We start from the raw sequence: 18,369 nt of genomic DNA, 5'->3' as shown, positions 1-18,369 counted from the left end.
TTTTTGCTCCTCCGCCTGCGGGGCGACCGGGCCGCCGTGGGCGCGCCCCGGGGCTCAGCCCCCGGACACCTCCGTCGACGGCGGTGCCACCGTGCCCGGGCGGGAGCGCACCTCGGCCGTGCACGCGTAGCGGCGCAGCGGTTGTGCGTCCGGGCCGCCGAGGACGACGGTGCCGTCGTCGGCGGTGGTCGCCTCCGAGTCGGCGAACGTGCAGACGATCTGGGCGAGTGCGTACGAGGCGAGGCTGTCCGGGCGGGTGCTCAGCCGGAACGTGTCCGCCGCGTCCCTGCCGCGTGGGCCGCTGACCTTGATTCCGCCGGGCACGTCCGTCGCGTACCCCGCCTGCTTCTCCGCGGACGGCGGTGTCATGGCGAGCTGGTCGATCAGCCCCTGCGCGACCAGCACCCGGCGCGCCGCCTCGGCGGCGCCGTCCGGGATGCGCACGAAACGGTCCACCGGCACGAGCTGCGAGGCGCACAGCAGGAACACCTGGACCGGTATGCCGCGGCCCGCCTGCGTCGAGGGCTCCGAACCGGACAGGGCGCACGGCACCCGGGACGGCGCGGGACCGAAGTCCGTCGGCACCTGCGTGGCACGGATACCGCAGCCGGCCAGCAGCGTCGCCAGCAGCGCGGTGGCGAGCCAGGGGCGTCCGCCTCGTCTGTTCATCGGGCGTTCCCCTTGGTGCCGTTCCCGTTCCGCTGCTCCTCCTCGACCAGCGGTGACGCGTCGCGCGGCAGGCGCAGCGTGAACACCGCCCCGCCGTCGGGGGAGTTGGCGGCCGTGATCTCGCCGCCGTGGATGTGCGCGTTCTCCATCGCGATGGACAGTCCGAGGCCGCTGCCCTCGGAACGCGGCCGTGAGGCGCTCGCCTTGTAGAAGCGGTCGAAGACATGCGGCAGGACGTCCTCCGGGATGCCGGGACCGTGGTCCCGCACCCTGATGACCAGCTCCTCGCCCTCCTCGCGCACGGACACCCGTACCGGCGAGCCACCGTGCTTGAGCGCGTTGCCGATCAGGTTCGCCAGGATCACGTCGAGCCGCCGCGGGTCGAGGCGGGCCATGATGCCGCGCTCGGCGTCCAGCTCGACGGCGTCCAGCCAGGCACGGGCGTCGATGCACGCGGTGATCTGGTCGGCGATGTCCACGTCGTCCAGGACCAGCCGGGCGGTGCCCGCGTCGAAGCGGGTGACCTCCATCAGGTTCTCGACGAGGTCGTTCAGCCGCCGGGTCTCGCTGACCACGAGCCGTACGGCCGGCTCGATCATCGGGTCGATGCCGCCGGTCTCCGCGTCCAGTTCCTCCTCCAGGACCTCGGTGACGGCCGTGATCGCCGTGAGCGGAGTGCGCAGCTCATGGGACATGTCGGCGACGAAGCGCCGGGACGCCTCCTCGCGGGCGCTCATGTCCGCGACCGTCTTCTCCAGGGACTCGGCGGCACGGTTGAAGGTCCGGGACAGCTCGGCCAGTTCGTCGGTGCCGGACACCCTCAGCCGCGTGTCCAGCTTGCCCTCGCCCAGCCGCCGGGCCGCGATACCGAGGCGGTGCACCGGCTTCAGCACGGTCGTGGCGGCGGCCTGCGCGAGCAGCGCCGAGCCGATCAGCGCGAGACCGGTGGCGATACCGAGCGACCAGGCCAGCGAGTTGAGGTCCTTCGCCTCCGGCTCCAGGGACTTGAGCATGTAGCCGGTCGGCCCACCGCCTATCACCTTGGCGCCGCCCACCAGGTACGGCTTGTCGTCCTCGACGATCCGCTGCCAGTACAGGTGGTAGGAGTCCTTCGCGTCCGACGTCTTCTGCTGCTTGTCGACCGCCTTCCGCAGCGACGCGGGCACGTCCTCCAGCGTGAAGGTGTCCAGGTCCGAGTTGCCGGTCACGGTCCTGCCGTGCTCGTCCTGCGCCACCAGCAGCACGCTGAAGCGCTGGCTGCTGTTCGCCATCTGCCCGGCGGTGTGCTGCAACTGGTCGCGCGTCGGGTGCACCGGCAGCGACGTCGCCCGGTTCTGCATCTCCTGCTGGAAGTCGCGCAGCACCGCGTCCTGGGTGCGGGTGAGCACGGCCTCGCGGTTGAGCCAGTACGCGATGCCGGACGCCGACACCGCCGCGGTCAGCGCGACGAGTCCGAAGACCACGACCAGGCGCAGTCTGAGACTGGTGAAGCGCAGGCGTGACTGCACCGCCCTGCGTGCCGCGGCCCAGCCGCGGAGCCCCCTGTACGGATCGGTCACTGAGGAGCGTCCAGCCGGTATCCGACGCCACGGACCGTGCGGATCAGCGTGGGCGACGAGGGCACGTCCTCGACCTTGGCGCGCAGCCGCTGGACGCATGCGTCGACGAGCCGTGAGTCGCCCAGATAGTCGTGCTCCCACACCAGCCGCAGCAGCTGCTGCCGGGACAGGGCCTGTCCGGGCCGCCGGCTCAGCTCCAGCAGCAGTCGCAGTTCCGTCGGGGTGAGTTGGAGGTCCTCGCCGTTCTTGGTGACCGTCATCGCCGACCGGTCGATGACCAGGCTGCCGAACGTCGCCGAGTCGCTGGCCTCCCGCTCGCCGCGGCGCAGCACGGCCCGGATCCGGGCGTCGAGGACCCGCCCCTGCACGGGCTTGACGACGTAGTCGTCGGCGCCGGACTCCAGCCCGACCACGACGTCGATGTCGTCGCTGCGCGCGGTCAGCAGAATGATCGGCAGCTGGTCGGTGCGCCGGATCCGCCGGCACACCTCGAAACCGTCGATGCCGGGCAGCATGACGTCCAGCACGATCAGATCCGGCCGCTGTTCACGCAGCAGCTTCAGGCCGTCCTCTCCGGTGGCAGCGGTGGCCACACGGTGTCCCTGGCGCGTCAGTGAGAGCTCCAGGGCCGTTCGGATGGCGTCGTCGTCCTCGATCAGCAACAGGGAAGGCACGGGGGCCATTCTGACCCATACCGCGGCCGTCTATCGACTGCCGGAGCGACTGTGTGAGCGGCCCCGGCCCTCTCGCGGTCCGCGACGCGGGCGGACGGAACGGCTGCGTAATCGTACGGCTCTTTTCTGTGATGACGCTGTGAAACGGCTGTGGCCGGCCCCTGTGACAGCTCTGTGACAGTCGACGGACACGGCCATGAAGTCGCCCGGGCAAGCTTTTCGACACAAGCAAGGCCGCACGGAAGACCGGGTCCACGACGGGGGGCGCAAGATGAACACGCTGCACAGCAACAGCACAAGCGCAGTTGTCACGCGTCTTCACGACGTCACCCGGAACACGGAGAAGTCCGGTGCCGTGAGCGGGCGGGGGTGCGCTCGCGGCACCGGGCGTCAGCACACCGCGTATATGACGGTGGTTGACGCGCACACGGGGGAAGCTCACGGGGGAGCCGCGTACGGGGAGGCATCGGGGGAGCGCCGCTCGGTGACGGAGGCGGAGTTCACCGCCTATGTCGAGGAGCGCCGCGCCTCCCTGTACGCAACCGCCTACCACCTGACCGGTGACCGGTTCGAGGCCGAGGACCTGCTGCAGAGCGCGCTGTTCTCGACGTACCGGGCCTGGGACCGGATCAGTGACAAGGCCGCGGTGGGTGGCTATCTGCGGCGCACGATGACGAATCTGCACATCAGCGCGTGGCGCCGCCGCAAGCTGAACGAGTACCCGACCGAGGAGCTGCCGGAGACCGCCGGCGACACGGACGCGATGCGGGGCACCGAGCTGCGCGCCGTCCTGTGGCAGGCGCTCGCCCGACTGCCGGAACTCCAGCGCACCATGCTGGTCCTGCGTTACTACGAGGGCCGCACGGACCCGGAGATCGCGGAGATCCTCGACATCAGTGTCGGCACGGTGAAGTCCAGCATCTGGCGGTCGCTCCGCCGGCTGCGCGAGGACGAGGTCCTCAGCTTCGGCCGTGACGAGGAGGAGTCCTTCGGCGAGCTTGTCGCCTGAGGGACGGGGGGCACGGGGGAGCACCACCTGGGGGGACGGGGGAAGCACGGGGGAGCACCGCGACGGGGGACACGCGGGGTGCGCGGGAGAGCGGGACTGGAGGGCCGGGGGGTCCGTCCAGTCCCGCTTTTCGTCGTCCCTGCGGTGGTGGGCGGGGCCGAGGTCCGGCTAGGCCGCGGCTCCGGCCGGAGCCGGCCGTCCCGTGGTCGCCGCGGCGAGCCGGCTCAGCGCCTCGTTCCGGTCGCACGCGTACGCGCCGAGAGCCGTCTGGCGGGCGACGATCGACCGCTCCGCGCGCATCAGCCGCCAGCCGCGGCGCAGCAGGAACGGGACCGACTTGCGGCCCTCCCTGAGATCGCGCACGAAGCGGCGGCGGAACGTGGTGAGGGGCCCGCGCGTCAGGCACAGGGCGTCGGCGAGCAGGCCCAGTTCCCGGCAGCGCGCCACGATCTCGGCGGCGAAGATCCCTTCCGCGATGAACACCGGCGTACGGTCGATGTCCAGCGCCTCCTCGCCCGTGCGTGCGCTCAGCGCGATGTCGTACACAGGCACCCTCGTACGGCCCGTGGCGCACAGTTCGGCGATGGCCGCGACCGCGACGTCCGCGTCCCACGACCGCGGATGGTCCCAGTCGATGTCCGAACTCCCCTCCACCAGGGGCAGCGTCGGGTCGTCGCCCTCCTTGTAGAAGTCGTCCAGTCGCAGCACGGGAAGCCCGGAGAGGGCGGCGACGAGGGACTTGCCGGAGCCGGAGGGGCCGCACAGCAGCACGACGCGGGCGGGGGCCGGAGGATGGGAACTCACGAGACACCAGTCTGACGCATTCCGTACACCGTGCCGACCCCGCGGGTCGACGTTTGGAGCACACATCACGACTCAACTACCCTGCGTGTCGACATCATTACCCTTCGCAGTGAAAAGGTGGCAGCAGTCATGGCACGACACGCCTCCCCCAAGAACCCCACCGCCCGGCGAGCCCTCGTCCTCATCGCGACCGCGGGCGCCGCGCTGGGGGCGGGCGCGGCCGCGGCATCGGCGGACAGCGCCCCCGTCCTGGACGTGATGCGCACCCGGCCCGTCTCGCTCGACCAGGCCGGGCCCCAGCAGGGCCTTCAGCAGCTGAGCGGGATCGTGGGACGGGTCACCGGGCCGCTCTCGGGCCTCAAGCCGAATCCGCTGGCGGGCACGGGCGTCGACCCGCTGGACAACGGCGTCGCCACGCAGGTCGCCGACTTCAAGCCGCTGTCGTCGCAGGCCCTGACCCGGCCGGTGGCCCAGGCGCAGTCGCTCGGCAGTGTTCCGGTGGTCGGCCAGGTGCTCCGCGGGACGCGCTGACCCGCGGCCCCATGACGCAGAGCCGCGCTTCCCCTGGACGGCGGGAAGCGCGGCTCCGCTGTTCCGCGTACGTCTCCGGTACGAGGAGCGCGTCCGCTACGAGAAGCGGGCCCCGTACGGAGAAGCGGGCCCGTACGGAGAAGCGCCTCTAGTACGACGAGCCGGAAGCGCCCAGCGACCCCGTCGGGTGCCAGACCGTCTTCGTCTCCAGGAAGGCCGTCAGGCGCTCGATGCCCGGCGTCTCGAAGTAATCCACAGGCTGTGGACGCAGCACGCGCTTCAGGTTGTCCGCCGCGGCGATCTCCAGTTCCTTCGCCAAACCCTCGTCGGCACCGGCGAGATCGATCGCGTTGACGTCCTGGTGCGCGGCGAGCGGCGCAGCGATCTCCGCCGTGCGGCCGGACAGCACGTTGACCACACCGCCCGGCACGTCGGAGGTGGCCAGCACCTCGCCCAGCGAGAGGGCCGGCAGCGGGGCCTTCTCGGACGCGATCACGACCGCGGTGTTGCCCGTGGCGATCACCGGGGCCACGACCGAGACCAGGCCCAGGAAGGACGACTCCTGCGGGGCCACGACGGCGACCACGCCGCTGGGCTCCGGTGAGGAGAGGTTGAAGTACGGGCCCGCGACCGGGTTGGCGCCGCCGACCACCTGGGAGATCTTGTCGGTCCACCCCGCGTACCAGACCCAGCGGTCGATCGTGGCGTCCACGACCGCCGCCGCCTTGGACTTGGAAAGGCCCTCCGCTTCGGCCACCTCGCGCACGAACTGCTCCCGGCGGCCCTCCAGCATCTCCGCGACGCGGTAGAGGACCTGGCCACGGTTGTAGGCCGTCGCGCCGGACCATGCGCCGAACGCCTTGCGCGCGGCCACGACCGCGTCACGGGCGTCCTTGCGGGAGGACTGCGGAGCGTTGGCCAGCCAGTTGCCCTTGGAGTCCGTCACCTCGTACACCCGGCCGCTCTCGGAACGCGGGAACTTCCCGCCGACGTACAGCTTGTAGGTCTTGAAGACAGTGAGTCGCTGCTGTTCGGTCTTCTCAGACATCGAGGTACGCCTCCAGGCCGTGGCGGCCGCCCTCGCGGCCGAAGCCCGACTCCTTGTAGCCGCCGAACGGCGAGGTCGGGTCGAACTTGTTGAACGTGTTGGACCAGACGACACCGGCCCGCAGCTTGTTCGCGACGGCCAGGATCCGCGAGCCCTTCTCGGTCCAGATGCCGGCCGACAGGCCGTACTGAGTGTTGTTCGCCTTGGCGACCGCCTCGTCCGGCGTGCGGAAGGTGAGGACCGACAGCACCGGGCCGAAGATCTCGTCGCGGGCGATGGTGTGCGCCTGGGTGACGTTCGTGAAGAGCGTCGGGGCGAACCAGTAGCCGCTCTCGGGCAGTTCGCAGGCCGGGGACCAGCGCTCGGCGCCCTCCGCCTGGCCCTGCTCGGCGAGCGCGCTGATCCGGGCCAGCTGCTCGGCGGAGTTGATCGCACCGATGTCGGTGTTCTTGTCGAGCGGGTCGCCGAGGCGCAGGGTCGACAGGCGGCGCTTGAGGGACTCCAGCAGCTCGTCCTGGATCGACTCCTGGACCAGCAGGCGGGAACCCGCACAGCAGACCTGGCCCTGGTTGAAGAAGATGCCGTTCACGATGCCCTCGACGGCCTGGTCGATCGGCGCGTCGTCGAAGACGATGTTGGCGCCCTTGCCGCCCAGTTCGAGGGTGAGCTTCTTCCTCGTACCGGCCACCGTGCGGGCGATCTCCTTGCCCACGGCCGTGGAACCGGTGAAGGCGACCTTGTTCACGTCAGGGTGGGCGACGAGCGCGGCACCCGTGTCGCCGTAGCCCGGAAGGATGTTGACGACACCCTTGGGCAGGCCCGCCTGGCGGCAGATGTCCGCGAAGAACAGGGCGCTCAAAGGCGTGGTCTCCGCGGGCTTGAGGACGACCGTGTTGCCGGTCGCCAGCGCCGGGGCGATCTTCCACGCCAGCATCAGCAGCGGGAAGTTCCAGGGGATGACCTGGCCCGCGACCCCCAGCGGCCTCGGGTTGCGGCCGAACCCGGCGTGCTCCAGCTTGTCGGCCCAGCCCGCGTAGTAGAAGAAGTGCGCGGCGACCAGCGGGAGGTCCGCGTCGCGGGTCTCCTTGATCGGCTTTCCGTTGTCCAGCGTCTCCAGGACGGCCAGCTCGCGGCTGCGCTCCTGGATGATGCGGGCGATACGGAACAGGTACTTGGCCCGCTCCGAGCCCGGCAGCGCCGACCACTTCTCGAAAGCCTTGCGGGCGGCCTTGACCGCACGGTCGACGTCCTCGGAACCGGCCTGCGCGACCTCGGAGAGGACCTCCTCGGTGGACGGGCTGATCGTCTTGAAGACCTTGCCGTCGGCCGCCTCGGTGAACTCGCCGTCGATGAACAGGCCGTAGGAGGGGGCGATGTCGACGACCGAGCGGGACTCGGGCGCCGGTGCGTACTCGAATGCGGATGACACGTTGTTCATGAGGGTCTCAGTCCACCGTCACGTAGTCGGGGCCGGAGTAGCGGCCGGTGGCGAGCTTCTGACGCTGCATCAGCAGGTCGTTCAGGAGCGAGGAGGCGCCGAAGCGGAACCAGTGGTTATCGAGCCAGTCGGCACCGGCGGTCTCGTTGACGAGGACCAGGAACTTGATCGCGTCCTTGCTGGTGCGGATGCCGCCGGCGGGCTTCACGCCGACCTGGACGCCGGTCAGGGCGCGGAAGTCGCGGACGGCCTCCAGCATGAGCAGGGTGTTGGGCGGGGTCGCGTTGACGGCGACCTTGCCGGTCGAGGTCTTGATGAAGTCGGCGCCCGCCAGCATGCCGAGCCAGCTGGCCCGACGGATGTTGTCGTACGTGGACAGCTCGCCCGTCTCGAAGATGACCTTCAGCCGGGCGTTCGTCCCGCAGGCCTCCTTCACGGCGACGATCTCGTCGTACACCTTCAGGTACCTGCCCGCGAGGAACGCCCCGCGGTCGATGACCATGTCGATCTCGTCGGCGCCCGCGGCCACGGCCTCGCGCACGTCGGCCAGCTTCACCTCGAGCGCGGCGCGGCCCGCGGGGAAGGCGGTGGCGACGGACGCGACCTTCACACCGGAGCCCGCGACGGCCTCCTTGGCGACGGCCACCATGTCGGGGTAGACACAGACGGCCGCGGTCGTGGGGGTCGTCCGGTCCGTGGGGTCGGGATGGACCGCCTTGGCGCCGAGCGCCCGGACCTTGCCCGGGGTATCCGCGCCTTCCAGCGTCGTCAGGTCGACCATCGAGATGGCGAGGTCGATGGCGTACGCCTTCGCGGTGGTCTTGATGGAACGGGTGCCGAGCGAGGCGGCGCGCGCCTCCAGGCCGACCGCGTCGACGCCGGGCAGCCCGTGCAGGAAGCGGCGCAGCGTGCTGTCGGACGCGGTGACGTCACTGAGAGCAGATGCAGGTGCAGAGGGGGGCATGGTCACCAGACGAGCATATCTACGCGCGTAGCGGCTGTACACCCCCGTGTGCGCATCGCAACTCCGGCGAGACCGCCCACGACGGCGCGGGGCCCGTCGTGCACAATCGGCACCATGACGACGCCCGAGCACGAGTCATCAGCGCCGCAGCCGCCGGCCTCCGAGGTCAGGGACCGGGTCTACCGGTCGTCCGGAGGCATCGCGGGCGGTGTCCTGCTGCTCGCGATCATCGGGTGGCTCGGCTTCGACGCGCTGTTCACCGGCCATGGCCGGACCCCGTGGATGGCGCTCGCCGCGATGATCCTCATCGTGCCGCTGGTGGTCGCCTTCAGCCTGCGGCCGGCCGTCTACGCCAACGACGAGCGGCTCCGCATCCGCAACCCCTTCCGCGTGATCGTCCTGCCGTGGGGGCAGGTCGCGGCCCTGCGGTCCCGTTACTCCAACGAGGTCGTCTCCCAGTCCGGCACCACGTACCAGCTGTGGGCGGTGCCCGTGTCGATGCGGGCGCGCAAGAGGGCGATACGGCAGGAGGCGCGGGCCGCCGGGGCGGGGCAGCGCGGGTCGGACCGCGTGGGGCGGCTCGGTACCCGGGGCGTCTTCGGTTCTCCGGGCGTCGATGGGCCGGGCGGCACCGGGCGGTCCGGGCCCGTCCGTGCCGCGTCCGACCAGACCATGAGTGATCTGCAGGAGCTCCACGAAGCCCGGGAGCACGACGAGCGGGCCCAGGGAGAGGTGACGGTCCGCTGGGCCTACGAGATCGTGGGGCCGGCGGTCGCCGGAGCGGTGGTGCTCGCCATTCTGCTGGCGGTGGGCTGAGGCCGGCCGGAGGCAAGGCGTACGCCACGGCGGTGCTGCCCGGAGTGTCGCGGTGCCGCTGACAGCGCGGTGAGGGATTCGCCGGTGCCGTAGCACCTGTCCTGCGGACAATCGGAAAATCCGCCGATATGCCCGGGAACCCCGCAGGAGGAAGAGGCTCGGGGAGGCGAAGGCGGATCGGCGGGCCCACCGCCGGGAGGCTTGGGGCGAGGAGTGGCAGGACTGGTTGCGCCGCTCCCCGGTGGGGACCGACCTGCTGGAGTGGTGGAGAGACGAGGAGACGACCTCCTCGCCCTCGTCGGCCCGGAACGTTACCGTGCCCGTCTTGTCGAACGCCTGTCCCTCGCCTCGCCTCGGGATGGCGGCCATCGGGATCGGATGCACACGTCGTATCGACAGACCTTGCCGGGACCCGAAGACGTGCAGCCAGGACCCGGCCGACGGCCGGGCGGACAACCTCTGGAACCGCACCGGTCCGGCCCCCGGCGCATGCAGTGGTTTCACGGACTGCTGGACCGCGTACGGGATCGACGTCGCGTTCACCCCCGACCACCGGCACCGCGCGGTGCACATCCAGGCCCCGTCGGGCCGCTGCATGCTCTGGGTCGACGGTGTCCGCGTTGCGGAGGGGCTCGCGCTGGAGCACTCCGGTTACCGGGTGGGCGAGCGGTTCTACGTCGTGCAGGCCGCGGGTCCGGAGAACCATCCGGAGCAGGGTCCCGCGATGGGAGACCTGGGCTGGAACATCCTGTCGCTGGTCGTCCACGACGTGGAGCGGGCCACACGACGCAGGTGCTTGTGCCCGAGGCCACGGAGACGTGGACCCATCCCATGCTGCGGGCGAACGGTCGAACCCTGTGCGTCTACCCGGATCACGAGGCGTGCGGGGACGCTCCGCCGGACCGGGTGCTTCCCCGTCGAGCCGCTGCCACCGGTTTGATCGCGGCGGTGGTCGCGGGACTCCCGGTCAGGGCCGTGCGCACCCCGTCGGCGTCGCCGGAGCGGAACGCCTCACGGCGTAGGGGAGGAAAACGGACCACGCCCCGGAGGCCACGGCGAGCCGGGGGCCTTCCGTGTTCTTGGAGTCGCGGATGTGGACGGTGCGGGGCGCTATTGCGATCTCGACGCAGGAGTTGCCGTCGTTACCGCTGCTGTAGCTGCTTTTGAACCACGCCAGCTCCGAGGCGTCCCCGGCAGCGGTCTTGCGGATCATGTTTCTCCCAGCAGTTGTTCGATGAAGGCGAGCGACTCCCCCGGCGAGAGTGCCTGAGCCCGGATGGTGCCATACCGCAGCTCGAGAACGCGGAGCTGTTTCGGGTCGGAAGTCGGGCGGCCGTTGAACGCGCCGTCGGAGCGGCCCACTGCCGTGCCGTCTCCGAACTTCAGCATTTCGATCCTCCCGTCCAGGCCGGAGTGGGTCTCGCTGTTCAGCGGCATCACTTGAAGAACGACGTTGTGCAGCCGACCCACCTCCAACAGATGTTCGAGCTGCTGTCGCCAGGCCATTCTGCCCCCGATGGGACGCCGCAGCGCCGCCTCTTCCTGGACGAAGCTGAGCGCGGGAGCGGGCGCACGCTCGAAGACCGACCGTCGGGCCATGCGGGCCGCCACCATGCGCTCGACCTCGTCCGGCGAGTATGGGGGTTGCATCGCCTCGAACAGCGACCTCGCGTGGTCCGGCGTCTGCAAGAGGCCGTTGACGCTGTGGCTCTCGTAAACCCCGATCTCGACCGCCTGCGCCTCCAACTGCGCCAGCTCCCGTACCTTCTTCGGATACCGGACCTTGGCCACGTCCTCCTTCATCGCCGAGAGCAGCCCGCCCGCCCCCAGCGCCTCGTCCGCCCTGTCCAGGAACTCGGGCCGAGGGATGCGCTTCCCGCTCTCGATTTTGTAGACCATGTCCTCGCCGTAGCCGACGACCGTCCCGAACTCGGCGGCCCGCATGCCCACCGCCTCCCGGCGCAGCTTCAGCTGCCGTCCGACGGTGGCGATGATCGCGAGCCCCCACTCGTCGTCGGGATCCACTTCCCAACCCGGCTCGTCAGCCTCGGTCTTGAGCCGTACCGCCTCGCCGTCGACCGTCATCGCGCGCCCCCTCTTCCGTGCCGTCGTGCCGCAACGGCCGTACCCGTACGCGCCGTCCCGACAAGCCCGGACACCACCGGACAAGCGTCGGACAGTCACCGTACGTATCAGCGTTGTCACTGTTCACAGTAGGCGGGGGCCGCCACGCTGAGTGACGTGAACCAGAAATCCGCCGAACTCGTCACCCCCGTCCGCAACTTCAGCCAGCCGCTGTCCCCCACGCCCCGCGCAGCGCGCCTCGCCCGTCTTCTAGCTGCGGAGCAACTCCGCTCCTGGGGGCTGGACGTGGGCCGGGCCAGCCAGGTCGTTGCCGAGCTGGCCGCCAACGCCATCACGCACGGCCGCGTCCCCGGTCGGGATTTCCGGCTCACGCTCTACGTCGTCGGCGACACCCTCCGGATCGAGGTCACCGATGCCCGGGGTGACCGCCTCCCGGCACCCCAGCACCCGGCCGCCGACGCCGAGTCAGGCCGGGGCCTGGTCGTCGTCGAAGCGGTGGCCGACCGCTGGGGCGTCGCGTCCGGACCGTACCCGTGCAAGACGGTATGGGCCGAGCTGAGCGTGGGTGGGGGCACGCACGCCGGGCAGCCGCTCCCGGCCGAATGACCACATCGGCGTCACGCACGTCAACGTCCGACACACCGCCCACGTCCCGCTGTGCGGGTGGGCGGTCAGTTCTGCCGTACGGCCGACCTCATGATCGGTCATGCTAGGTGCGACGCATTGCGCACAGCATGAGGAGGAGCGGTGGCGGAGCTGGTCAGCCGTCGGGAGTATCCGGTGGAAGTCGATCACGGCGCCTTTGCGCTGGAGGATTGGGACGATCGGCAGGTGCCGGTGCCGTTTCCCGAGGGCTTCGACCACGGTGTCTTTCTTGCTGTGCGCCCTGGGCGCCTCGACTTCACGAGTGCGGGTCACACCCACCTCGCTGCTCTCGCCGTCGAGGTGTGGGATGCCGAGCCTCCTGTTCCTTCAGGTAAATGGGAGGAGAGTGCCATGGCGAGCATCTTCTGCTCGTCAGGCAGGCTTCAGGCGAGGTCGATGACCGCTGGCCCGATGTTGGAGGAGATCCAGCTGTCCGATGGCCCGGGAAACTGGTCCGTGCGTGTGGTGTGCGCGGGGCGGGAAGCACTTGCCGAGTTGGCGGAGGAAGGTGCTGTGGAGGGGGTAGAGCGTTACGTTGCCCAGTTCTGGCCGGCGACGTAATAGCCCGACGGCCCTGATCGCAACTGCGTGATCAGGGCCGCAGACTTGGTCTTTTCTAAGTCGGTCAGGATATGATTGCGACTAGGAATCCGTCGTCGGGTCCGTCAAGAACACGGTTCTTGTCATAGAACTGCGCGAGCAGCGAGCCAGCGGCACTGTTTTCTTGCTTCTTCACCGGCATCACGCTGAAGTTGTTGGGCTCTCCCAGGTGGTCGTGTTTCCAGCGCGCGGCGCCCTCATACGTGCTTTGGAACGGGTATTCGTCGCACTCCTTGGTGTTGTGTGCGGTGTAGTTGGCGCCGAAATACTTCTTACAGTTGTAGACGGAGACATTATAGTTCTCCTTCCGGCGGGTGCTGTCCCAGTAGAGTCGCGTCAATGGTGCATCGGCGGTACGCCCTGGAAATTCCTTTCTAGTGCTGGGAGGGAGCGTGGTGAACGGTTTGGTGAAGGCCTTTTGGATGTGCAGTGCAACGCCCCGTTCTGGCGCGTTGCGTGCGGTGCTGTACTGCAGCGTGGGGAGGATGCTGAAGGCCGCGGCTCCGGCGGTCTTGTTGGGCAGGTAGGCGGCTTTGTCCCAGCGCGGAGGCAGTATGAAGAGCTTGTGGTCTGTCGGAGGAGAGGACACGACCCACCCGGGTGGGGCTTTGATGGCGACGGTGGGCTGATAGACGGCGAATTCAGAGTCGGTCTTGGCCCCAGCGCTCCCGTGGCCCGCGGCAGCGGTGACCGTATGTTTAAGGCTTCCCTTCTCCAGAAGTTGAGCCCAGGTCCTGGTGGTCGGCATCTTCGCGCCGCCTTGAGTGTATTTGACGGACGCGGGCCAGCTCTGTGCGATTTTCCCGTTGGTCACGATGCCCATGTCGGCGGCACTGTTGACACCGGTCGCGGTGAATCCCGTGAAGTAGTAGGTGATCGTAACCGTGCGGCTGTCTTTCGGGATTGTTCCTATCGCCATCACGTCGAAGCTGCTGGTTCCGGCCGGTCTTCCGTTCAGTCGCCAGACCTGGTTCATTTGGACGCCCGAGCAGACGGCGAAGCGCGACTTGATGTAGAACTGCGAGGTGCCGAGGCCGCGTACGCACTCGGCCGGTGTCATGGAGTGGGAGGGCTCTGGCAAACGCACCACCGGGACTGCAGTCGCGGCCAGGGGATGTTGCGTCAGGGCGGTGGGCCTTTCCGACGCCTTCGTGGACAATGGTGCATAAGTCCTGGCGGGGCCGACGGTCTCGCGCGGCAAGAGGGGTTGCGAGGTTTCCGTGGCTGCCAGTTGCCGCAACTTGTCGACGCCCTTGGACTGCTGAAGCTCAGTCAAACCTGGTGTCTTGCTGTTCAGAGGCAGCACATGATTTTCCATACGCGCGGCGTCGCCACCGCCCGCGTGCGCCACATCAAGCGGTGTGGTTAGCGGGATCAGGAAGGCGGGCAACAACACGGCGGCGGTGCGTATTCCCACCCACCAGGACGGATGTCTTGTCATCGATACCCCCTGTTTCAGGACACGCCGTACGGCGAGAGTCCACACAGGGGTATCAGATAAAGGGCCTCACAGGCATGAGGAATTCACCTCTGTCGCGATTGCATCGCGCGATGACTGAAATGCCATCACGAATCGGCACGAAGTAAACGCTCTGGTGGGCGCACGGTGCCCTGGAACCGGGACCCACCGGACCCTGCAGGCTCCGGGTCGATGGTGTCCGTGTTGCGGAGGGCCTCGCGCTGGAGCACTCCGGTTACTGGGCGAGCGATAGTTCTGCGTCGTGCAGGCGCGTCTACGTCGTCCAGATCACCTTGGGATTCTGAGCGTCCCCGGGATCCTCCCGGTGGCCCTCGCCTCGCCCGCCGCACGGCATGGCTCTGCCCGCGGCTGTCGCCGCGGGCAGAGGCCGGCCGGTCAGATGCCGGCCGCTGCCGACAGGTCGTGCTTGATCGTGGTCAGCAGGTCCGTGGCCTTCGCCCGGGCCGAGGGAAGGTCGGCGGGCGAGGCGACGGGCACCACGACCTCCAGGTAGCACTTCAGCTTCGGCTCGGTGCCGCTGGGGCGGACGATCACGCGGGCGCCGTCGAGGGTGTAGCGCAGGCCGTCGGTGGGCGGGAGCCGGTCCGTGCCCTGGGTGAGGTCCTCGGCTCGGGTGATCGGCAGACCCGCGAGCCGGGTCGGGGGCTGCTCGCGCAGGCGACGCATCGCGTCGGCGATGACCGAAAGGTCCTCCACGCGCACCGAAAGCTGGTCCGTGGCGTGCAGCCCGTGTTCGACGGCGATGTCGTCGAGCAGGTCGAGCAGGGTGCGGCCCTCGGCCTTCAGCACGGACGCCAGCTCGGTGACCAGCAGCGCGGCCGTGATGCCGTCCTTGTCGCGGACGCCGTCGGGGTCGACGCAGTAGCCGAGGGCCTCCTCGTAGCCGTAGCGCAGCCCGTCCACACGGGAGATCCACTTGAAGCCCGTGAGGGTCTCCTCGTACGGCAGTCCCGCCTTCTCGGCGATACGGCCGAGCAGGGAGGAGGAGACGATCGACTCGGCGAAGGCGCCGGTGACCCCGCGGCGGACCAGGTGCGTGGCGAGCAGGGCGCCCACCTCGTCGCCGCGCAGCATGCGCCAGCCGGAGCCGTCCTCGACGGCGACGGCGCAGCGGTCGGCGTCGGGATCGTTGGCGATCACGAGGTCGGGTTCCGTCTCGCGGGCCTTCGCGAAGGCCAGGTCCATGGCGCCGGGCTCTTCCGGGTTGGGGAAGGCGACGGTCGGGAAGTCGGGGTCGGGCTCGGCCTGCTCGGCGACCAGCACCGGTGCGGGGAAGCCGGCCCGGGCGAACGCGGCGAGCAGGACGTCCTTGCCGACACCGTGCATCGCCGTGTAGACCGTGCGGGCGGTGCGCGGGGAGCCGGGGGAGACCACGGCGTCCGTACGGGCCAGGTAGGCGTCGAGGAGGCTGTCGTCCAGGACCTCCCAGCCGGAGTCCGGGCGGGGAACGGCGGTCAGGGTGGTGATCGCGTCGATCTCGGCCGCGATCCCGGCGTCGGCGGGGGGCACGATCTGGGAGCCGTCGCCGAGGTAGACCTTGTAACCGTTGTCGCGGGGCGGGTTGTGGCTGGCCGTGACCTCCACGCCTGCGACCGCGCCGAGGTGCCGGATGGCGAAGGCGAGGACAGGGGTGGGCAGCGGGCGGGGCAGGAGGGCCGCGCGCAGGCCCGCGCCCGTCATCACGGCCGCTGTGTCCCGGGCGAAGTCGGCGGACTTGTGGCGGGCGTCGTAGCCGATGACCACGAGCCCGTCGCCCTGGCCCTGGGACTTGAGGTAGGCGGCGAGACCGGCGGCGGCGCGGATGACCACCGAGCGGTTCATCCGCATGGGCCCGGCGCCCAGTTCACCGCGGAGTCCGGCGGTGCCGAACTGGAGGGTGCCGGCGAAGCGCGCGGCGAGCTCGGCGTGGTCCCCGGCGTCGATCAGCTTGGCGAGTTCCTCACGGGTCTCCGCGTCGGGGTCCTCGGCCAGCCACGCCTGGGCCCGTGCGATGAGTTCGTCGTGCACGTCGGGTCAACCTCTCGTTGTGTGTCTGTGGGTGTGGCATCGCCCGCGGCGGCCGGGCGGAAACGCGGCGGCCGGGTGGAAACGCGCAGGCCGGGCGGGGACAGGGCGCCAGAGCCGGTGGCGTACCGGCCGCTGCCGACGGATACGCCCGCCCGGGGGGCCGCCGCCGGAGCGACGGCCCACCGGGGGCGTGTGTGCCGCATCGTCTTCCCGCTCAGGACGGCAGCATTCGGCCGTCCGGCGCAGTGGTGCCTTACAGGCGGTGCAGCACCTGGGCGAGCAGGGCCCCCATGCGCGTGGCGCTGTCGCGGCCCGCCTGGAGGACCTCCTCGTGGTTCAGCGGCTCGCCCGTCATGCCCGCGGCCAGGTTCGTGACCAGGGAGATACCGAGGACCTCGGCACCCGCCTCGCGCGCGGCGATCGCCTCGAGAACCGTGGACATGCCCACCAGATCCGCGCCGATGGCGCGGGCCATGCGGATCTCCGCCGGGGTCTCGTAGTGCGGGCCGGTGAACTGCGCGTAGACGCCCTCCTCGAGGGAGGGGTCGACCTCCTTGCACAGGGTGCGCAGGCGCGCGGAGTACAGGTCCGTCAGGTCGACGAAGTTGGCGCCGACGATCGGGGACGTCGCCGTCAGGTTGATGTGGTCGCTGATCAGGACCGGCTGGCCGGGGCGCATGGTCTCGCGCAGGCCACCGCAGCCGTTGGTGAGGACCACGGTCTTGGCACCGGCGGCGACGGCGGTACGCACACCGTGCGCGACGGCGGCCACACCGCGGCCCTCGTAGTAGTGCGTGCGGCCCAGGAAGACCAGGGCGCGCTTGTCGCCGATCCGGTAGGAGCGGATCTTGCCGCCGTGGCCCTCGACGGCCGGCGGCGGGAAGCCGGGCAGCTCGGTGACCAGGAACTCGGCCTCAGGCTCGCCGAGGGCGTCGACGGCCGGCGCCCAGCCGGAGCCCATCACTAGGGCGACGTCGTGGGTCTCGGCACCCGTCAGCTCGCGCAGGCGCGCGGCGGCGGAGTCGGCGGCGGCGTAGGGGTCGCCCTGGATGTCGTCCGGAAGAAGAGATGCGTTCACGCGCAAGAGGGTAGCCGCTCTCGGCCTACGCGCGTAGATGACGGAGGTCACGGGAATGCGATCGTTGTCTTGTCGTTTCCGACGATGAAGTGCTCCGGCCTGGGGTGGAGGGGGCGGTCGGATGCGGCGCGGGGCGCGGGAAGGCGGCCGTCCGGCGGCGGGAGGGGCCGGAGGGGCCCCAGGGGCAGAAGGGGCGGGAGGGCACGTGGGGCGTACGCCGGTGCTGGTGGCGACCGGGTTCGGGCACGTGTGCCGGTGTGGGACGTGTGCGGGGGGCACGGCAAGCGGTGGGGGCGGGAGCCGGGCGAGTGCACCCGGCGGGAGAACCTGCGGCGGGGGCGGAGCGACGGCCGGCGGCAGATCGGGGAGCGGCAGCCCATCGGGGAGCGGCAGCCGATTCGGGAGCGGCAGCCGGTCTGCGGTCGGGGCCTGGCCTCCCTCCGGGCCCGTCGGCCCGGTCCGTGGCCCGCGCGGCAGCCGTTCCGGGGAGCGGGGTCCCGTCAGCAGGGCCGCTTGCGCAGTTCCATCACGTAATCGTGGGGCGCCCCGGCCGACTCCGCGGCGTCCGCGACCTCGCCCAGGTAGCGGGCCGACGGAAGGCCGCCCTCGTAGCCGTTCAGGACGTAGGTCCAGGCGGACTCCTCGCCCTCCAGCGTGTGCACGCGGACCCGCAGACGGCGGTATATGTCCAGCCCCACGCCCTCCCAGCGGTCCAGGGACTCCTCGTCCATGGGTGCGATGTCGTACAGCGCGACGAAGACCTGTGACATCGGGTCCTCGACGATCGTCGCCAGGGCTCCCTCCCAGCCCATGTGCTCGCCCCCGAAGGTCAGCCGCCAGCCGTCGAGCCAGCCGGTGGCGCGCATCGGCGAGTGGGGTGCGCGGCGGGTCATCAGCCGCGCGTCGAGGTTGCCGGCGTACGCGGCGTAGAGCGACATGGAGATGAGAGTACGGCAGTGCCC

18 protein-coding genes are annotated in these 18,369 nt (G+C 70.1%); 5 read left to right on the top strand and 13 right to left on the bottom strand.

The window, feature by feature from the left end:
- Positions 1–54 precede the first annotated feature (54 nt).
- Genes LZ604_RS06270 through afsQ1 form a run of 3 tightly spaced genes read right to left on the bottom strand, consistent with a single transcriptional unit; the run spans position 55 to position 2,902 of the window.
- Entirely contained in the window at positions 55–669 is a 615-nt protein-coding gene (locus LZ604_RS06270) for a hypothetical protein (RefSeq protein ID WP_234513239.1), read from the bottom strand.
- Positions 666–2,327 (bottom strand): ATP-binding protein, encoded by a 1,662-nt coding sequence (locus tag LZ604_RS06265; RefSeq protein ID WP_267971025.1) that lies wholly within the window; start codon positions 2,325–2,327, stop codon positions 666–668. Before LZ604_RS06265 ends, LZ604_RS06270 begins: the two co-directional genes overlap by 4 nt.
- Positions 2,225–2,902 (bottom strand): two-component system response regulator AfsQ1, encoded by a 678-nt coding sequence (gene afsQ1 / locus LZ604_RS06260; RefSeq protein WP_121887427.1) that lies wholly within the window; start codon positions 2,900–2,902, stop codon positions 2,225–2,227. The genes LZ604_RS06265 and afsQ1 overlap by 103 nt, the downstream gene beginning before the upstream one ends.
- A gap of 271 nt (positions 2,903–3,173) precedes the next feature.
- On the opposite strand from afsQ1, the gene LZ604_RS06255 reads away from it, so the two are divergent.
- Positions 3,174–3,911, top strand: coding sequence for a SigE family RNA polymerase sigma factor (locus LZ604_RS06255; protein WP_234513237.1), 738 nt, complete (start codon positions 3,174–3,176; stop codon positions 3,909–3,911).
- A gap of 168 nt (positions 3,912–4,079) precedes the next feature.
- Here the strand turns inward: LZ604_RS06255 and LZ604_RS06250 are convergent, their stop codons facing one another.
- On the bottom strand, positions 4,080–4,781 hold the full coding sequence (locus LZ604_RS06250; RefSeq protein WP_267971051.1) for a uridine kinase family protein: 702 nt from the start codon (positions 4,779–4,781) through the stop codon (positions 4,080–4,082).
- Between the two features lie 63 nt (positions 4,782–4,844).
- Between LZ604_RS06250 and LZ604_RS06245 the strand changes: the two genes are divergently transcribed.
- Positions 4,845–5,246, top strand: coding sequence for a hypothetical protein (locus LZ604_RS06245; RefSeq protein ID WP_234513235.1), 402 nt, complete (start codon positions 4,845–4,847; stop codon positions 5,244–5,246).
- 148 nt (positions 5,247–5,394) lie between these two features.
- Here LZ604_RS06245 and LZ604_RS06240 read toward each other — a convergent pair whose 3' ends face one another.
- From LZ604_RS06240 to deoC, 3 genes are read right to left on the bottom strand one after another with little or no spacing between them, the layout of a single operon-like run.
- Positions 5,395–6,294: an aldehyde dehydrogenase family protein gene (locus LZ604_RS06240; RefSeq protein WP_234513234.1), complete on the bottom strand. Its 900-nt coding sequence runs from the start codon at positions 6,292–6,294 to the stop codon at positions 5,395–5,397.
- Positions 6,287–7,723, bottom strand: a complete 1,437-nt coding sequence (locus tag LZ604_RS06235; protein ID WP_234513528.1) for an aldehyde dehydrogenase family protein — start codon at positions 7,721–7,723, stop codon at positions 6,287–6,289. Before LZ604_RS06235 ends, LZ604_RS06240 begins: the two co-directional genes overlap by 8 nt.
- A 16-nt stretch (positions 7,724–7,739) precedes the next feature.
- Positions 7,740–8,696, bottom strand: a complete 957-nt coding sequence (gene deoC / locus LZ604_RS06230; protein ID WP_234513527.1) for a deoxyribose-phosphate aldolase — start codon at positions 8,694–8,696, stop codon at positions 7,740–7,742.
- A 114-nt stretch (positions 8,697–8,810) separates the two neighbouring features.
- On the opposite strand from deoC, the gene LZ604_RS06225 reads away from it, so the two are divergent.
- Entirely contained in the window at positions 8,811–9,512 is a 702-nt protein-coding gene (locus LZ604_RS06225) for a PH domain-containing protein (protein WP_234513232.1), read from the top strand.
- A 967-nt stretch (positions 9,513–10,479) separates the two neighbouring features.
- On the opposite strand, the gene LZ604_RS06220 is transcribed toward LZ604_RS06225, so the two are convergent.
- A complete protein-coding gene (locus tag LZ604_RS06220) occupies positions 10,480–10,725 on the bottom strand; it encodes a DUF397 domain-containing protein (protein WP_234513231.1) in 246 nt (81 codons plus the stop codon).
- The gene (locus tag LZ604_RS06215; protein ID WP_234513230.1) at positions 10,722–11,597 is read right to left on the bottom strand and encodes a helix-turn-helix domain-containing protein; all 876 of its coding nucleotides are present in this window, start codon (positions 11,595–11,597) and stop codon (positions 10,722–10,724) included. Before LZ604_RS06215 ends, LZ604_RS06220 begins: the two co-directional genes overlap by 4 nt.
- Positions 11,598–11,753: 156 nt before the next feature.
- On the opposite strand from LZ604_RS06215, the gene LZ604_RS06210 reads away from it, so the two are divergent.
- Together LZ604_RS06210 and LZ604_RS06205 are read left to right on the top strand one after the other, a co-directional pair.
- Positions 11,754–12,203, top strand: a complete 450-nt coding sequence (locus LZ604_RS06210) for an ATP-binding protein (protein ID WP_234513229.1) — start codon at positions 11,754–11,756, stop codon at positions 12,201–12,203.
- Positions 12,204–12,344: 141 nt separating this feature from the next.
- Entirely contained in the window at positions 12,345–12,803 is a 459-nt protein-coding gene (locus tag LZ604_RS06205; protein ID WP_234513228.1) for a hypothetical protein, read from the top strand.
- Between the two features lie 64 nt (positions 12,804–12,867).
- On the opposite strand, the gene LZ604_RS06200 is transcribed toward LZ604_RS06205, so the two are convergent.
- The 4 genes from LZ604_RS06200 to LZ604_RS06185 all read right to left on the bottom strand — a co-directional run bounded on the left by LZ604_RS06200 (position 12,868) and on the right by LZ604_RS06185 (position 18,345).
- Positions 12,868–14,259: a NucA/NucB deoxyribonuclease domain-containing protein gene (locus tag LZ604_RS06200; RefSeq protein ID WP_234513227.1), complete on the bottom strand. Its 1,392-nt coding sequence runs from the start codon at positions 14,257–14,259 to the stop codon at positions 12,868–12,870.
- A gap of 438 nt (positions 14,260–14,697) precedes the next feature.
- Positions 14,698–16,329, bottom strand: a complete 1,632-nt coding sequence (locus LZ604_RS06195; RefSeq protein ID WP_234513226.1) for a phospho-sugar mutase — start codon at positions 16,327–16,329, stop codon at positions 14,698–14,700.
- A 253-nt stretch (positions 16,330–16,582) separates the two neighbouring features.
- Positions 16,583–17,407 (bottom strand): purine-nucleoside phosphorylase, encoded by an 825-nt coding sequence (locus tag LZ604_RS06190; protein ID WP_234513225.1) that lies wholly within the window; start codon positions 17,405–17,407, stop codon positions 16,583–16,585.
- A gap of 500 nt (positions 17,408–17,907) precedes the next feature.
- Positions 17,908–18,345: a gamma-glutamylcyclotransferase family protein gene (locus tag LZ604_RS06185; protein ID WP_234513224.1), complete on the bottom strand. Its 438-nt coding sequence runs from the start codon at positions 18,343–18,345 to the stop codon at positions 17,908–17,910.
- Positions 18,346–18,369: the final 24 nt, after the last annotated feature.

The organism is Streptomyces glomeratus, assembly GCF_021462825.1.
Classification (GTDB): Bacteria; Actinomycetota; Actinomycetes; order Streptomycetales; family Streptomycetaceae; genus Streptomyces; species Streptomyces glomeratus.
This window is presented reverse-complemented; position numbering and strand designations above follow the sequence as displayed.

Excerpts from the sequence above, each read along its gene's own strand:
- LZ604_RS06270 (WP_234513239.1), bottom strand. The coding sequence starts at position 669 with ATGAACAGACGAGGCGGACGCCCCTGGCTCGCCACCGCGCTGCTGGCG.
- LZ604_RS06265 (WP_267971025.1), bottom strand. The coding sequence starts at position 2,327 with ATGCGTCCAGCGGCTGCGCGCCAAGGTCGAGGACGTGCCCTCGTCGCC.
- LZ604_RS06255 (WP_234513237.1), top strand. The coding sequence starts at position 3,174 with ATGAACACGCTGCACAGCAACAGCACAAGCGCAGTTGTCACGCGTCTT.
- LZ604_RS06250 (WP_267971051.1), bottom strand. The coding sequence starts at position 4,781 with ATGTGTGCTCCAAACGTCGACCCGCGGGGTCGGCACGGTGTACGGAAT.
- LZ604_RS06245 (WP_234513235.1), top strand. The coding sequence starts at position 4,845 with ATGGCACGACACGCCTCCCCCAAGAACCCCACCGCCCGGCGAGCCCTC.
- LZ604_RS06240 (WP_234513234.1), bottom strand. The coding sequence starts at position 6,294 with ATGTCTGAGAAGACCGAACAGCAGCGACTCACTGTCTTCAAGACCTAC.
- deoC (WP_234513527.1), bottom strand. The coding sequence starts at position 8,696 with ATGCCCCCCTCTGCACCTGCATCTGCTCTCAGTGACGTCACCGCGTCC.
- LZ604_RS06225 (WP_234513232.1), top strand. The coding sequence starts at position 8,811 with ATGACGACGCCCGAGCACGAGTCATCAGCGCCGCAGCCGCCGGCCTCC.
- LZ604_RS06220 (WP_234513231.1), bottom strand. The coding sequence starts at position 10,725 with ATGATCCGCAAGACCGCTGCCGGGGACGCCTCGGAGCTGGCGTGGTTC.
- LZ604_RS06215 (WP_234513230.1), bottom strand. The coding sequence starts at position 11,597 with ATGACGGTCGACGGCGAGGCGGTACGGCTCAAGACCGAGGCTGACGAG.
- LZ604_RS06185 (WP_234513224.1), bottom strand. The coding sequence starts at position 18,345 with ATGTCGCTCTACGCCGCGTACGCCGGCAACCTCGACGCGCGGCTGATG.